The organism is Streptomyces sp. NPDC052079, from assembly GCF_040680275.1.
Classification (GTDB): Bacteria; Actinomycetota; Actinomycetes; order Streptomycetales; family Streptomycetaceae; genus Streptomyces.
In genome coordinates this window covers 455278-468526 of record NZ_JBFAWL010000001.1, presented here as the reverse complement: position 1 = coordinate 468526, position 13249 = coordinate 455278, and the positions used below count along the sequence as shown (strand labels likewise).

Below are 13249 nucleotides of genomic sequence, written 5' to 3'. Positions count from 1 at the left end.
CGGTGCGGTGCAGCGGTGTCCGTTGACCCCGCGTGGCCGAGATGTTAGACAGCGGTAAGCGATATACGCAATGGATGTTGCACAAAGCGCAACACTCCTGATCAGGGAGGTTCCCGATGGTCTCCGGCACCGACGCTCTCGCCCGCCTCGCCGAGGAACGTGTCGACCACCGCTTCAAGGGCCTCCCGCCGGACGCCGAGGGACTGACCGTCGGCGCGCTGGCCGCCCAGCGGCGCAACCTGTTCACCGACGGGTTCACGACCCCGGTGCTCGCGCTCTCCGCCGAGCGCCTGGAGCACAACCTGGAGCTGATGGAGACGTACACCGCCCGGCACGGTCTCGCCTTCGCGCCGCACGGCAAGACCTCCATGGCGCCGCAGCTCTTCCGGCGGCAGATCGAGCGCGGCGCGTGGGGCATCACGCTGGCCGTTCCGCACCAGGTGCGGGTGGCGCGGGCGTACGGGATCCAGCGGGTCTTCCTCGCCAACGAACTGGTGGACGCGGCGGCCCTGCGGTGGATCGCGGCCGAGCTGGACGCCGACCCCGGATTCCGCTTCGTCTGTTACGTCGACTCCGTGCGCGGCGTCGAACTGATGGACGCGGCCCTCTCCGGGGCCGCCCGTCCGGTGGACGTGGTCGTCGAGCTCGCCGCCGGCGAGGGCGCGCGCACCGGCGTACGCACGGAGGCGGAGTGTGCCGCCGTCGCCGATGCCGTGGCGGGCGCGCGGTCGCTGCGGCTGGCCGGGGTCGCCGGGTACGAGGGCGAGGTGCCGCGGGCGGATCCGGAGCGGGTGCACGCCTGGCTGCGGCGACTGGTGGCCCTCGCCGTGGACTTCGACAAGGCGGGCCGGTTCGAGGGCCTCGACGAGATCGTGGTGAGCGCGGGCGGCAGCGCCTGGTTCGACGCGGTGGCGGACGTCTTCGCCCAGATCCCCGAGCTCTCGGCACCCGTGCTGAAGCTGCTGCGTTCGGGCGCCTACGTCTCCCACGACGACGGCCACTACCGCAAGCTGACCCCCTTCAACCGGGTCCCGGAGGAAGGCGCGCTGGAGCCGGCGTTCCGGCTGTGGACGCAGGTGGTGTCCCGGCCGTCCGCCGAGCAGGCGTTCACCAACGCGGGCAAGCGGGACGCGGCCTACGACCTCGATCTGCCGTTCGCCCAGGTGGTGCGACGGGACGGGAGCGAGCGCCCGGCCACCGGGATCGCGGTGACCGGCCTGTCCGACCAGCACGCGTGGCTGCGTACCACCGAGGAGGCCGATCTGGAGGTGGGAGACTGGGTGGGGCTCGGACTGTCGCACCCGTGCACGTCGTTCGACAAGTGGGTGCTCATTCCCGTCGCGGAGGCCGACGGCACGGTGGTCGACTACGTCCGTACGTTCTTCTAGGAGGCCGGACATGGAAGAGCTCGTCATCCGGGACGCGGACGTGGTGGACGGCTCCGGCGACTACTCGTACCGCGCGGACGTGGTGGTGGACGGCGGCCGCATCGTCTCCATCGTGAAGGAGGCGGCGGACGCGGGCTGTCAGCGCCCGAAGGCACGCCGTGAACTGGACGCCGAGGGGCTCGTGCTGGCCCCCGGCTTCATCGACATGCACGCCCACAGCGATCTGGCGCTGCTGCGCGACCCCGACCACAGCGCCAAGGCGGCGCAGGGCGTCACCCTCGAAGTCCTCGGCCAGGACGGGCTGTCGTACGCGCCGGTCGACGAGCGCACGCTCGGCGAGGTGCGCCGCGCGATCGCCGGGTGGAACGGCTCGGGCGACGACATCGACTTCGACTGGCGGTCGGTGGGCGAGTACCTGGACCGGCTCGACCGGGGCATCGCGGTCAACGCCGCGTATCTGATCCCGCAGGGTACGGTCCGCGCGCTCGCCGTCGGCTGGGAGGACCGTGAGGCCACGCCCGGCGAACTGGAGCGGATGCGGCGGTTGGTCGCGGAGGGCATGGAGCAGGGCGCGGTCGGGATGTCGTCGGGACTGACGTACACGCCCGGCATGTACGCCAAGGACGCCGAACTGACCGAGCTGTGCCGGGTGGTGGCGTCGTACGGCGGCTACTACTGCCCGCACCACCGCTCCTACGGCGCCGGCGCGCTTCAGGCGTACGAGGAGATGGTGGCGCTGACGCGGGAGGCGGGCTGCCCGCTGCATCTCGCGCACGCCACGATGAACTTCGGCGTGAACAAGGGCCGGGCGCCGGAGCTGCTGGCCCTGCTGGACGACGCGCTGGACGCCGGGGCCGACATCACGCTCGACACCTACCCCTACACCCCGGGCTGCACCACCCTCGTGGCGCTGCTGCCGAGCTGGGCGAGCGAGGGCGGTCCGGAGGAGATCCTGCGGCGGCTGGCGGACGAGGGGACGGCCGAGCGGATCCGGCACCATCTGGAGGTCACCGGTTCGGACGGCTGCCACGGGGTGCCCGTGGAGTGGGAGACCATCGAGATCTCGGGGGTCGGCGATCCGGCGCTCGGCGAGTACGTGGGCCGTACGGTCCTCGACTCGGCGCGCGAGCGCGGTGAGTCGCCCTGGGCGGTCGCGCGGGAACTGCTGCTGAAGGACAGGCTCGCCCCGACGATCCTCCAGCACGTGGGCCACGAGGAGAACGTCCGGGCGATCATGCGACACCGGGTGCACACCGGCGGTTCCGACGGCATCCTGCGGGGCGCCAAGCCGCACCCGCGCGCCTATGGGACGTTCCCCCGCTATCTCGGGCACTACGTGCGGGAGTTGGGGGTGCTGTCGCTGGAGGAATGTGTCGCGCATCTGACCGCGCGGCCGGCCGCGCGGCTGAGGCTGCCGGACCGGGGGCTGGTCCGCGAGGGCTACCGGGCGGACCTGGTGCTGTTCGACCCGCGGACGGTGGCGGCGGGGTCGAGCTTCGCCGAGCCACGGACGCTGCCGACGGGGATTCCGTATGTGATGGTCGACGGGCGGTTCGTCATCGAGGACGGGCGGCGCACGGACGTCCTGGCGGGACGGGCGGTCCGCAGGACTCCCCGCTGACCGCCCGCCCTTTTTACCGGACACGGCTTGTTACGGCTTGGGCACCGAGCAACCGCTCGCGCTCAGTTCGAGCCTGTTGTCCGCCCCGAAGCAGGCCGGGAACAGATAGGTCTGCTGGGCGTAGTTGATGCCCTGACGGACCGTGACCTGCCCGTTCTCGTCGACCTCGCACGGGTTGTTGACCGTGCAGCGCTCGCCGTCCTCGTTGCCGGTGTTGTTGACGGCGACCACCTGCCGGGTGGCGTCGTCGACGACCGGTGAGCCGGAGGTGCCGCCGATGGTGTTGCAGGCGGAGGTGTAACGGACCGAGTCCTTCCAGGTCCAGTCGCCCTCCTTCATGCGGTACGCGAACCCGTCGACGGAGCAGTTGTAGATCCGCTTCCAGTAGCCGGAGACCACGCTGATGGCCGTGCCGGCCGCCGGACGGGTGTCGCTCAGGGTCAGCGGATCGATGCCGTACGAGCTCTTGATCTGCGCGTACGTCGTGCCGAGCCGGTAGATCGCGGCGTCCGTGTCGGTCATGGTCGCGTACACGAGCCGGTCGGCGCGCAGGGTGGCGACCTTGGAGCCGGAGGAGTTCAGCAGTCCGAAGCTGCGGCTGGACGCCCGGTCGACGAGCACCTGTCCGGGGGCGGGGAATCCGCTCTCCAGGCAGTGACCGTTGGTGAGCACGAGCGCCGGGTCGTCGGCCGCCGAGTCGGGCATGCGGACGACGGATCCGGAGCAGTTGCTGAGCGAGACGGTACCCGCGAAGTTCACCGCGCCGGCTTTCGGCGCGGTGAGTCCGGACAGGGTGTCCGCCGCGGTCCCGACCGTGTCGTTGACGAGATCCGTCAACGTGGTCGGGACCGCGTCCGTGGTCGTGTCCGCGCCCGTGGGGGTTGGCGCGGCGGCGACCGCGGGGGTCGCGCCCGCCCCGGCAAAGGCCAGGGCGCAGAGCGCGACGACGAGAGGTTTTCTCATGGGGGTCCCCTCTTGCGGCGTCGGGCGGCCGGAGGGCATCCTCCAGCCGCCCACAGAATTGTCATGCGCATTGTCAGCACGCGTAAGCCGAGGGGGCAAGGCCTTGTTTCCAGCCGGTAACTTAACCGGGGACGGACCCCTCACCAGGCCGGACATGCGTGACCGACGGGCGGCCCGACGGCCCCGGACCCGTGTCCGGGCACCCGCCGCTAGCCGGACCGCTTCGGGCCCTGCCCTCGGCCCGGCCGGTCGCCGGAGTTGCCCGGACCAGGGTCACCCGGGCCGGTGGAGGCGGTGGGGGACGCCGTGGGGAGGGTCGGTGTGGAGGTGATGGAGGCGGTGGCGGAAGGCCCGGACGACGGCTCATCACCCTCCCCGGTGCCGTCCTTCCGGTCGTCGCCGGAGCCGCTCGCACTCGGGGAGGCGGAGCCGGCCGACGGGCTGCCGGTGACGTCCGGGCCCCCGGCCGGTACGGACGGGTCCGCCACCGTGGACGGCTCCTCGGACCGCCCTGTGGTGACGTCCTCACGGTCGGCCTTCCCCTCGCCGCCGTCGGACGGCGACCCTGAGAAGGCGAACGCGGCGATCAGCGCCGCCACCGACACGGCACCCACCGCCGACCCGGCCACCGCCGCGCGACGCGTGCGCGGGAGCGGGGCGGCCCTGCGGCGGCCCCGCCGCCCGGCCGCTTCGCCGCCGGGGCGAGCCACCCCGCCACCCACCCCCGCAGGGCCCACCGCGTCACCGTCCGCGGCGTCCGGTTCACCCACCCCGACAAGCGGCAGCTCGCGCGTCTCGTCGTAGGCGTTCTGCCAGCCATGGGCGGCCGCCGGGTCGGCGTAGGCGTCGTACGCCGGGGGTGGGGTGCTCTGCGGGAGGTACACGTTCGGCGGAGTGCGGGGATCCGACACGTCGTTCCCCCCGTCGGCGTACGGGGATGGGCTGGACATGGCGGCGCATTGTAGGGACTTCGGGGCCCTCCAGGACAGCGAGCGGACAAAAGCACCCGAACGCGATGCGTCTCACGTGGCGGAAAACACGGCCCGAAGGTCCATACCGGGCCGTAAGCTCCCAGCATGCAGGTGATCCAGTCGACCAAGCTCGCCAATGTCTGTTACGAGATCCGTGGCCCGGTGCTGGAGGAGGCGATGCGGCTGGAAGCTGCCGGTCACCGCATCCTCAAGCTGAACACGGGCAATCCGGCGGCGTTCGGCTTCGAGTGCCCGCCCGAGATCCTGGAGGACATCCTCCGCAACGTGTCGACGGCGCACGGCTACGGTGACGCCAAGGGACTGCTGGCGGCGCGCCGGGCGGTCGTCATGCACAACCAGACCCTCGGCATCGAGACCGACGTCGAGCACGTCTTCATCGGCAACGGCGTGTCCGAGCTGATCGTGATGGCGATGCAGGGCCTGCTGGACGACGGCGACGAGGTGCTCGTCCCGGCGCCCGACTACCCCCTGTGGACGGCCGCGGTCTCACTCTCCGGCGGCACGGCGGTCCACTACCGCTGCGACGAGCAGTCCGACTGGATGCCCGACCTCGCCGACGTGGAACGCAAGGTCACCGACCGCACCAAGGCGATCGTGATCATCAACCCGAACAACCCGACCGGCGCGGTCTACGACGAGGCGGTCATCAAGGGCCTCACCGACATCGCCCGCCGCCACAACCTGCTGGTCTGCTCGGACGAGATCTACGACAAGATCCTCTACGACGACGCGCAGCACATCCCGACCGCCTCGGTCGCCCCCGACGTGCTCACCCTCACCTTCAACGGCATGTCGAAGGCGTACCGGGTGGCCGGCTACCGGGTGGGCTGGATGTCGATCTCGGGCCCGCGCGCCCACGCCGACTCCTACATCGAGGGCCTGACGATCCTGGCGAACATGCGCCTGTGCGCGAACATGCCGGGCCAGCACGGCGTGGTCGCGGCGCTCAGCGGACGCCAGACGATCAACGACCTCGTCCTGCCCGGCGGGCGGCTACGCGAGCAGCGGGACACGGCGTACGAGCTGCTGACCCAGATCCCGGGCGTGAGCTGCGTCAAACCCAAGGGCGCGCTGTATCTCTTCCCCCGCCTCGACTCCGACGTCTTCAAGGTCAGGGACGACCGGCGGATGGTCCTGGACCTGCTGCGCCGCGAGAAGATCATGGTCGTCCAGGGGACCGGCTTCAACTGGCCGGAGCCGGACCACTTCCGGATCGTCACCCTGCCGTCGGTCACCGACCTGCGGGACGCGATGGGCCGGATCGGCCGCTTCCTGGACGGTTACGCCCAGCCCTGACAACCGGTCCCGTTCGTCCGATCTTGTGGACGACTCAACTTTAGACGAAATCTAAGCTAGGATGGCTTCCTGTCAGCACCCAGGAGGCCATCCATGTACGAGCCGATACGTGCCAAGTCGGTCCACAGCACGATGGCCGGCACCCCCCACGACTTCCCCCACCGTTCGCGCGAGGAAGAGCTGGACATTCAGCTCGCGGGCCATCTCGCCGCGCTGCTCGCCGTCACCGACGAACTGCGCGCCGCGGCACCCTCGGCCGCACTGGACACCGCGGCCGAGCGGCTCACCGAGCAGGTCACACGCCTGCGGGGAGGACGTACGCCGGCCCGCGCGTCGGCGGCCACGACGGACCGCGAGCCGAACGCGGCGGCCCTGCACCGGCGCGCCCACGCCCTCGCCGGCCGCGCCCTGGTCGTCGCCGCGTCGCGCGCCGACACGGCGGTGGCGATCCTCGCCGCCGAACAGATGGACGCCCACGCCGCGGCCCTGCAGCCGCCCGCCCTCGCGTCCCGCTGAGCCCTGCGGGGCTCCCCTCGACGGCCCCGGTCCGCGCGAACCCGCAGCGACGCGCGGACCGGGCGCCCCCGTTTCCGGCCCGCATCCCGTTCAGTGATCAGCGCTCGCCAACGGGCAACTCACCCGCACACGTCGCGCGTCCGTACGCGCCCGATGCCGTCGCCCGCTGGACATGCTTGCCGCGGATCGCAAGCGTGCAGCCCGCCTGTCCGCCCTTCTCACCGAGCACGACGGCCACGGTCGGCGCCTCGCCGAGCGGCACCCGGACGGTGCGCTTGGCATGCGCGAGCATCGTCGTCCCGCCCGCGAGCAGGACGAGCGGCGCGTCGTCGTCACCGAACGACTCGACGCTCAAGGTGACCTCATTGACGTTGATGGTGGTTGTGTTACGAGTCATGACAGAGCAGACTCCGTCCGCCGCCCGAACTCATCGCCCTAGGATCACGCCGGATCCATGACAGAGAGGGACGACCGTGGGCGCCAGTTGGTGGGAGTACGTCACCGCGTACGAAGGCAGCGTCGAGACGTCGCTGGAGGCTTTGCACCGGCGGGTCTTCGACGAGTACTACGGCCACGACGACATGTACGGCTGCCTGGACGACCTCTGGGCCGACGAAGAGTTCATGGGTGAAGAGGGGACGCATTCCATCCTCGACATCCAGCGTGTCGTCCACTCCACCGCAGCGCCGACGCCGCTCAACGTCGAGGACTACGGGACACTGCGTCCCCTGACGCCGGAACGCGTCCTGCACCACTTCGGCACCAGCCGACCGACACCGCTTCGGTTCGCCGGACTCCTCGACCACGCCCGCACGGCCAACCGGCTCCCGCCCGATCCCGAGGAGACGCTGCTGGACGAGTGCCGTATGCGGTGGACGGGTGTGTACGTCCTCCTCTACACCGATGACCGGCCCGAGCCGACCCACCTGGGCATCTTCGGATACTCGGGCGACTGAGCCGTGGGGCTGCATGCTCGGAGGGGTCCTGCTCACACCCGGGAGACGTCCGGCTCCAGGGAAACTGTGACCAGCCGGTCGCTGAAAGAGTCGGCGGCGCTGTCGGCTGCCGTCCCGGCGCGGTACGTGCGGATCGCCGGGTCGGTGACGGTGAGCGTCAGCACCGGGCAGTCCGCGGCGTCGTTGGTGTGCTGAGGCGAGCAAGTGGTGACGTCGAGCAGGCTACGGCCCGGACACACGGCCCCAGCCGGCAACTCCACCTCCAGGAGCAACTCCTCGCCCGGATCGACACGGAAACGGCCGGACGCCGGGACGTCCAACGGCTTGCCCATGAAACCGCCGTCCACGACGGTCGCGGTGAGACCGCGGGCGGATGCGCGGACGCCCTCACCGTGGGGGCCGTGGACATCGAGGGTGACCCGGCCTTCGGCCACCGGTGCGTCGAGCAGCAGGGGGCGGTTGCCCGTTCGGATGGCCGCGTGGACGGTGAAGCGGGGTTCACCCGGCTTCTTCGGCCCCGGGTCGTAGTAGCCCCAACTGGTGAGCACCAGTTGGGGGTTCTTGCTCCGCTCGGCCTTTCCCCGTGGTTTCGGGCGCGGCCATTCGTTCACCCCGCATGTCGAGAGCTGGGCCGTGCCGCCGGAGGAGAGCGGAGTGTCCCGCAACGGCTCGGCAGCGGCCCGCCAGTCCACGGCTGCGCGCGGCTCGGGCGTGGTGGCGGAGTACGTCAGTACCAGCAGCCCCACGACGGGCACGGCGAGGATCAGCCAGGAACGCAGGGAAGCGCGGAACACTCAGTCACGCCCTTGCACTCGGCCGACCGTCCCGGCGCCGTCACCAGGCCGTCCGCGGTCATCGGCCCGCGGGAAGAATTCCATGACGTTCATGCTTCTTTCTGCGCACGCGGCAGCCAGAACGTCACTGGTGCGCGGCCCGCCGGCGTGTCAGTGGGCGGCCCTATGCTCACGCCCGATCCTGTCTCGACCACCGACCGGCAGGAGAACACCGTTGTCCCAGATACATGACCTCGCGACCTGGGAGCCGCTGCTGCGGCTGGTGCGGGACGCCAACGCGGAACAACTCGCCGCGCCGGGGGGTTGCTTCACGGGGCAGATCACTCTGGGCAGTTGGACACTGCCCGCCCCCCAGCCGCGCCCGCAGCCGGGGCGAGCCCTCCAGGTGGCGGACATGCAGGACCAGTTCACCGCTGTGGAACGGGTACAGGACGCCCTCAGGGCCGACGGCGCGAGCAGCGGACTACTGAGGTTGAACTCGTGAAGTCGCTGGATTCTGATAGCCGCCTACACCCTACCTTCCGAAGGGATTCTCTATGTGGGTGCAACGTGCAATCGACTTCACTGGCTGGGAGCCGTCGGCGCACCATGTCGCCTGGGATGCGGTCGAGAGAGAGCTTCTCGAAGCACAGCGTCCGGGTGAGTATTGCATTCTCGTGCGAGGTGATGTCGGCGAATGGTGCAGGTACGAAATGTCGACCTCGGAATTCCTGTACCGGGTCCTTGCGGACAAGGAATTCAAACCCTTCGGTATCGCGGACTACGACCTTGACCCGACGTTCCAGCCGGGCCGCTCTGTCCACGGCAGTTGAGCAGAGACAGACAGGGAGGGGCGTTCATGCAGTCGCAACGTATGGGCCGCGGACTCAGAGTCGCCGCCTGGGGGCTGGTTCCACTGGGGTTGGTGCTGTTGCTGTTGCTGGGAGCCGCTCGGGCGCTGGTCGGGGTCGGGCTGGGAATCGGGGGGTTCATGGCCCCGGGCGGCGCCCTGGAGCACGGATGCGGTGGTACCACCATGGGCCAGCCCCCACTCGGAGGGCGGCCCGTCAGGCGTGGGGGTTGCCCGGCAGACACAGCCGGGCCGTCGCGAAACGTGACAGCTGAGCACCATAAGCCGGGCCTGTGGCTGCGAGGTCTGCTGACCGCAGGACTGTACGCCGTCGCCGTCGGCATGCTGGCCCTGAGCCTGCCCGCCGTGGGCGTCGAGAACACGCCGACGTCGGACCCCGACACAGCGGCCGGCGCCTTCTTCTGCCTCATCCTGTCCGCACTCTTTCTCGCCGCCACGGCCGGGGTGTCGTTCAGATGGAAGTCCGCGCGACTGCTGTGCCTCGTCCATCTGGCCCTCATCGTGATCGTCTGGACGCAGGTCCCGAGCCCGTTCTGACTGAGGGTGATCCCCATGCGCGGGGCGCGCCAGTTGTCTTCCTGCCGGCGCCCCCCTCGCGGTACCGAGACGGTGACCGTGTCGGTGCGGTCGCCGATCAGGGGGAGTGTGCTGCCGGTGGTCGCCGCGACCATCGGCCGGTGGGGGTGGATGGTGTAGTTCCAGTCGCCGTGGAAGCGATGGCGAGTGATGGGCGGGGCGGCGATCTCGTCAGTAGGACTGCGAGAGACCGGCCTTGAGATCACGGTGTGTCACCTGCCGCCCGGCGCAGCATGCCGAACTCGACAGCGGTGTCCCAGCTCCTGCCGCTGCTCGACGCGATTCCGCCGGTCCGCGGCCGGGTCGGGCGTCCCCGCCGCAGGCCGGACTCCCTTGTTCGCCGACCGCGGCTACGACCATGACGTTTACCGCGACCAGGTCCGGGCCCGCGGCATCGTGCCAGGGATACGTCGGCGCGGCCTCCGGGCTGGACCAGGATCTCCTGGAGTTCGGCGTGTCACCGGGACTCGACGTACCGGGGTGGAGAGCCTGCCACTGGTGGGCGCCTCCGGTCCTGGTGACGAGGTCACGGTGCGCATGGGTATCGACCTGTGGAACAAATACGGCGCCGATCAGGAAGAGTTTCACTCAGAAATGCTGAAGATGATCGATGGACTTCGGGGAACCGACAAGGTACTTGAATTGACTTCCTCCGGAAGGCATCCGCCTTCCGGAGGACACCCGTATGGGACTGGGGTGGCATCATGCGCCCGCGGGGGCGGCCGGTACACCGCCGGCGCCCCCGTTGTATCCACCCATCCCGAAGGAATGCTGTGAGCGAGAATGAGAGGGGGCCGTACAGCGCCGCGGCCTGGGGTATTGGCTGGGTCGTCTTCCTGGCGTCCGGCTTTGCGGCCTCCATACTGCTGAGTAACGCCTGGCATGACTGCGACATCGGTGTCAATACATCGGCCAACCTGGGAGATCTGGTGATGGCATCTACCTCCATGGCTGCTGCATCCACATTCTTGTGGGTGCTGGTGCGCAAGGTTACCGGCCGTCGTCGGCTGCTGTATCCACTACTCCTGACCACTGCCGCCGCGGCTGTACTGCTGTGGCCTTTGATGGCCATCTGGCATGCGCCCGACGGTTATCCGGTCAGCTTCTGCCCGCCCGACAATGTGCCACAGTGGTGGCCCGCTTGGCTTCCGGTGTGAGCCGGCAACCCCGCTGAATGGAGAGGGCGAAATCGCTCGTTCGGAATTCAGGTGACCTCCGCTGCTGGGTGCTCCTGCGGCGGTGTGTACCACCGTTTACGGACACATGCGGTGAGTCAGTGGGGGGCCATCACAAGATCGCCGATCACCTGCAGCCCGACTTGAGCCGCCAGCCAAGGAGCACGTTCAGCCTCGGCATGCTTGACGTGTACGAACACCGTGTGGTCAGCTGCGGGCTCCTCCAAGTCGAGGTCGCGGGAGTTCACGCACAGCGTCACGAACGCGCCTCTGGAGCCGCCTGCGCCCAGGCCCACTTCGGGTGCCTCCGGCCAGCCGGAAAAGTCCCAACGCACTACGGCAGGGGCGTTACGCGTAGATTTGAGGAGCAGATCTACGGGGGCCGGGGGCATCGCCCAGCTCTGCAATCTGACAGGGAGATGCATCGCAGGATCGTCTCCTGTGCCCGACGAGCCGTCTCGGTCTCCTTCAGCCCACCAATCCGTGTCCGGGAGCAGTCCCATCAGAGCTGTCAGGGTGGGCGCCGAGGAGATTCGCACCTCGAAGTCGACTTCGAGCTCGGTTGTGTCGGCGAGGTCGAGCAACTGTTGAACGATCCGCATGGCCGCCGCAAGATCGGATGTTCTCATGATGGGCTGCGCATACGAGTTTGACATGAGGGACAGTGTGCCGCCCAAGGTCGAGGTGAGCTGGCCCACAGCAACGCTCAGTGGCGCTGGGACGCCCACGCCGACACCTACGACATGGGCTTCCGCAACTACAGTCCGGGCCTCCGTCCGGAGTTCAGGGGGTTGCGATGCGTTCGCATCCCCCTGGGCTCGCCCTTCGCCCCATCAACCCATCGCGGATACAGGAAATGAACAATACAGACAGCGAGTTCGTGCGGCAGAGCGTTTGGGAACATGTCCCGGAGGCCCGCCCCTTTGTCACTGGGCTCGAACAGGAGGAACTGGAGCTCACGAACGGCGAGTGCTCCGATCCCGGCATGTATTCCATGCTGAGTTACGGATTTATCCACCCCCTGTTGCGGCCTGCGCTGGAAGAATCGGTGGAGGAGACCATCGTTCGCTCGGCCCGTTTGATAGAGGCACTCCTGGGATCGGGACGCCCTCAGGTCATCGAACTCGTCAGCATTCGCATTACGGATCTCCTGCTGGGGTTTCCTGAACTCTGGGAGCGATTCGCGAGCTACGCGGGCCCTCACATGCAGTTCGAGGCAGATCTACGACGTAAGTACTACCGCTGACTCCAGCCGTCGGACGGTCCGAGCGTGAGCATCGCCTTGGCGACCTCGTCGGCCGCCGTCTCAGGGATCGCGGTGGCGGCCTCCTCGAGGACGAGCAGGCGCGCCCCGGGGATCTCGCGTGCGATCGCCTCCGCGTTGCCGACGGGGAAGAACCGGTCGCGGCGGCCGTGGACGACGAGTGTGGCGGCCTTGATCTCGGGCAGGCGCTCGCGCCAGCGCGGTGTGCAGTCGAGCCTGGAGAACACCATGCCCAGCTGGTTGGCCATCTGGACCGCCGGTGCGGTGCTGGGCGTACGGTCCCAGATGTGCGCGGCGACAGCGCGTGCCGTATCCGGGTCGTCGCCGAGGATCTCCGCACCGGCGGCGGCGAAGTCCGCGACTGCCTCGCGGTCGCTCCAATCAGGCATCGCGTGCGCGAACAGCCGGCTCATCGTCTCCCCGTCGTGGTCGGGGAGGTCGTCGTCGGACGGGCCGGGGGCGACCGCGCGGGTGCCGACCAGCGTGAGCGCAGAGAAGGCGCCCGGATGATCGAGCGCGGCCACCTGGGCGACCATTCCGCCGACGCCGATCCCCGCGAGGTGCGCGGGCCCGCCTCCGAGCGCGCCCGCGAGGGCCGCCGCGTCGGCGGCGAGGTCGCGCAGGGTGTAGGCGGGCGCCTCCGGATCCGCCGTCGTCGACTCCCCGCTGTCGCGCAGGTCGTAGCGCACCGCACGGCAACCGCCGGCGACGAGACGCTCGCAGAGCGCGTCGGGCCAGGAGAGCATCGTTGTCCCGCCCGCGAGCAGGACGAGCGGCGCGTCGTCGTCACCGAACGACTCGACGCCCAAGGTGGCCTCATTGGCGTTGACGGTGGTGGTGTTACGAGTCATGACAGAG

The 13249-nt window shown here is 69.5% G+C and carries 17 protein-coding genes and 1 pseudogene; 12 read left to right on the top strand and 6 right to left on the bottom strand.

Annotation, left to right across the window (positions count from 1 at the left end; all coding sequences use genetic code 11):
- The first annotated feature begins 116 nt into the window (after positions 1-116).
- Both AB0L56_RS02330 and AB0L56_RS02325 read left to right on the top strand, forming a co-directional pair.
- Entirely contained in the window at positions 117-1388 is a 1272-nt protein-coding gene (locus AB0L56_RS02330; RefSeq protein WP_365418012.1) for an amino acid deaminase, read from the top strand.
- A gap of 10 nt (positions 1389-1398) precedes the next feature.
- The gene (locus AB0L56_RS02325; RefSeq protein ID WP_365418009.1) at positions 1399-3009 is read left to right on the top strand and encodes a D-aminoacylase; all 1611 of its coding nucleotides are present in this window, start codon (positions 1399-1401) and stop codon (positions 3007-3009) included.
- 30 nt (positions 3010-3039) lie between these two features.
- On the opposite strand, the gene AB0L56_RS02320 is transcribed toward AB0L56_RS02325, so the two are convergent.
- Both AB0L56_RS02320 and AB0L56_RS02315 read right to left on the bottom strand, forming a co-directional pair.
- A complete protein-coding gene (locus AB0L56_RS02320; protein WP_365418006.1) occupies positions 3040-3972 on the bottom strand; it encodes a serine protease in 933 nt (310 codons plus the stop codon).
- 209 nt (positions 3973-4181) lie between these two features.
- Entirely contained in the window at positions 4182-4922 is a 741-nt protein-coding gene (locus AB0L56_RS02315) for a hypothetical protein (RefSeq protein WP_365418003.1), read from the bottom strand.
- Between the two features lie 126 nt (positions 4923-5048).
- Between AB0L56_RS02315 and AB0L56_RS02310 the strand changes: the two genes are divergently transcribed.
- Positions 5049-6260 (top strand): pyridoxal phosphate-dependent aminotransferase, encoded by a 1212-nt coding sequence (locus tag AB0L56_RS02310; RefSeq protein WP_365418000.1) that lies wholly within the window; start codon positions 5049-5051, stop codon positions 6258-6260.
- Between the two features lie 93 nt (positions 6261-6353).
- Positions 6354-6776 carry a hypothetical protein gene (locus AB0L56_RS02305; protein WP_365417998.1) on the top strand — a complete coding sequence of 141 codons (423 nt, stop codon included), beginning with the start codon at positions 6354-6356 and terminating at the stop codon, positions 6774-6776.
- Positions 6777-6873: 97 nt separating this feature from the next.
- Here AB0L56_RS02305 and AB0L56_RS02300 read toward each other — a convergent pair whose 3' ends face one another.
- Entirely contained in the window at positions 6874-7173 is a 300-nt protein-coding gene (locus tag AB0L56_RS02300; RefSeq protein ID WP_365417995.1) for a hypothetical protein, read from the bottom strand.
- A 76-nt stretch (positions 7174-7249) separates the two neighbouring features.
- Between AB0L56_RS02300 and AB0L56_RS02295 the strand changes: the two genes are divergently transcribed.
- Entirely contained in the window at positions 7250-7732 is a 483-nt protein-coding gene (locus tag AB0L56_RS02295; RefSeq protein WP_365417992.1) for a hypothetical protein, read from the top strand.
- Between the two features lie 32 nt (positions 7733-7764).
- Here AB0L56_RS02295 and AB0L56_RS02290 read toward each other — a convergent pair whose 3' ends face one another.
- Complete coding sequence (locus AB0L56_RS02290; RefSeq protein WP_365417989.1) at positions 7765-8526, bottom strand: hypothetical protein; 762 nt, start codon at positions 8524-8526, stop codon at positions 7765-7767.
- A 214-nt stretch (positions 8527-8740) separates the two neighbouring features.
- Here AB0L56_RS02290 and AB0L56_RS02285 point away from each other — a divergent pair, with 214 nt between their 5' ends.
- The 6 genes and pseudogenes from AB0L56_RS02285 to AB0L56_RS02260 all read left to right on the top strand — a co-directional run bounded on the left by AB0L56_RS02285 (position 8741) and on the right by AB0L56_RS02260 (position 11109).
- The gene (locus AB0L56_RS02285; protein ID WP_365417986.1) at positions 8741-9010 is read left to right on the top strand and encodes a hypothetical protein; all 270 of its coding nucleotides are present in this window, start codon (positions 8741-8743) and stop codon (positions 9008-9010) included.
- Between the two features lie 58 nt (positions 9011-9068).
- The gene (locus tag AB0L56_RS02280) at positions 9069-9338 is read left to right on the top strand and encodes a hypothetical protein (RefSeq protein ID WP_365417984.1); all 270 of its coding nucleotides are present in this window, start codon (positions 9069-9071) and stop codon (positions 9336-9338) included.
- Between the two features lie 281 nt (positions 9339-9619).
- Positions 9620-9913 (top strand): hypothetical protein, encoded by a 294-nt coding sequence (locus AB0L56_RS02275; RefSeq protein WP_365417981.1) that lies wholly within the window; start codon positions 9620-9622, stop codon positions 9911-9913.
- Positions 9914-10203: 290 nt separating this feature from the next.
- Positions 10204-10372, top strand: a pseudogene (locus AB0L56_RS02270) (IS5/IS1182 family transposase); the annotation flags it as partial.
- A 117-nt stretch (positions 10373-10489) separates the two neighbouring features.
- On the top strand, positions 10490-10729 hold the full coding sequence (locus tag AB0L56_RS02265) for a hypothetical protein (RefSeq protein WP_365418888.1): 240 nt from the start codon (positions 10490-10492) through the stop codon (positions 10727-10729).
- Entirely contained in the window at positions 10726-11109 is a 384-nt protein-coding gene (locus tag AB0L56_RS02260; RefSeq protein ID WP_365417978.1) for a hypothetical protein, read from the top strand. The genes AB0L56_RS02265 and AB0L56_RS02260 overlap by 4 nt, the downstream gene beginning before the upstream one ends.
- A gap of 116 nt (positions 11110-11225) precedes the next feature.
- Here the strand turns inward: AB0L56_RS02260 and AB0L56_RS02255 are convergent, their stop codons facing one another.
- Positions 11226-11783, bottom strand: a complete 558-nt coding sequence (locus AB0L56_RS02255) for a hypothetical protein (RefSeq protein WP_365417975.1) — start codon at positions 11781-11783, stop codon at positions 11226-11228.
- A 200-nt stretch (positions 11784-11983) separates the two neighbouring features.
- On the opposite strand from AB0L56_RS02255, the gene AB0L56_RS02250 reads away from it, so the two are divergent.
- Positions 11984-12373, top strand: coding sequence for a hypothetical protein (locus AB0L56_RS02250; protein ID WP_365417973.1), 390 nt, complete (start codon positions 11984-11986; stop codon positions 12371-12373).
- Here AB0L56_RS02250 and AB0L56_RS02245 read toward each other — a convergent pair.
- Positions 12364-13242, bottom strand: coding sequence for an alpha/beta hydrolase (locus AB0L56_RS02245; protein WP_365417970.1), 879 nt, complete (start codon positions 13240-13242; stop codon positions 12364-12366). The genes AB0L56_RS02250 and AB0L56_RS02245 overlap by 10 nt on opposite strands.
- Positions 13243-13249: the final 7 nt, after the last annotated feature.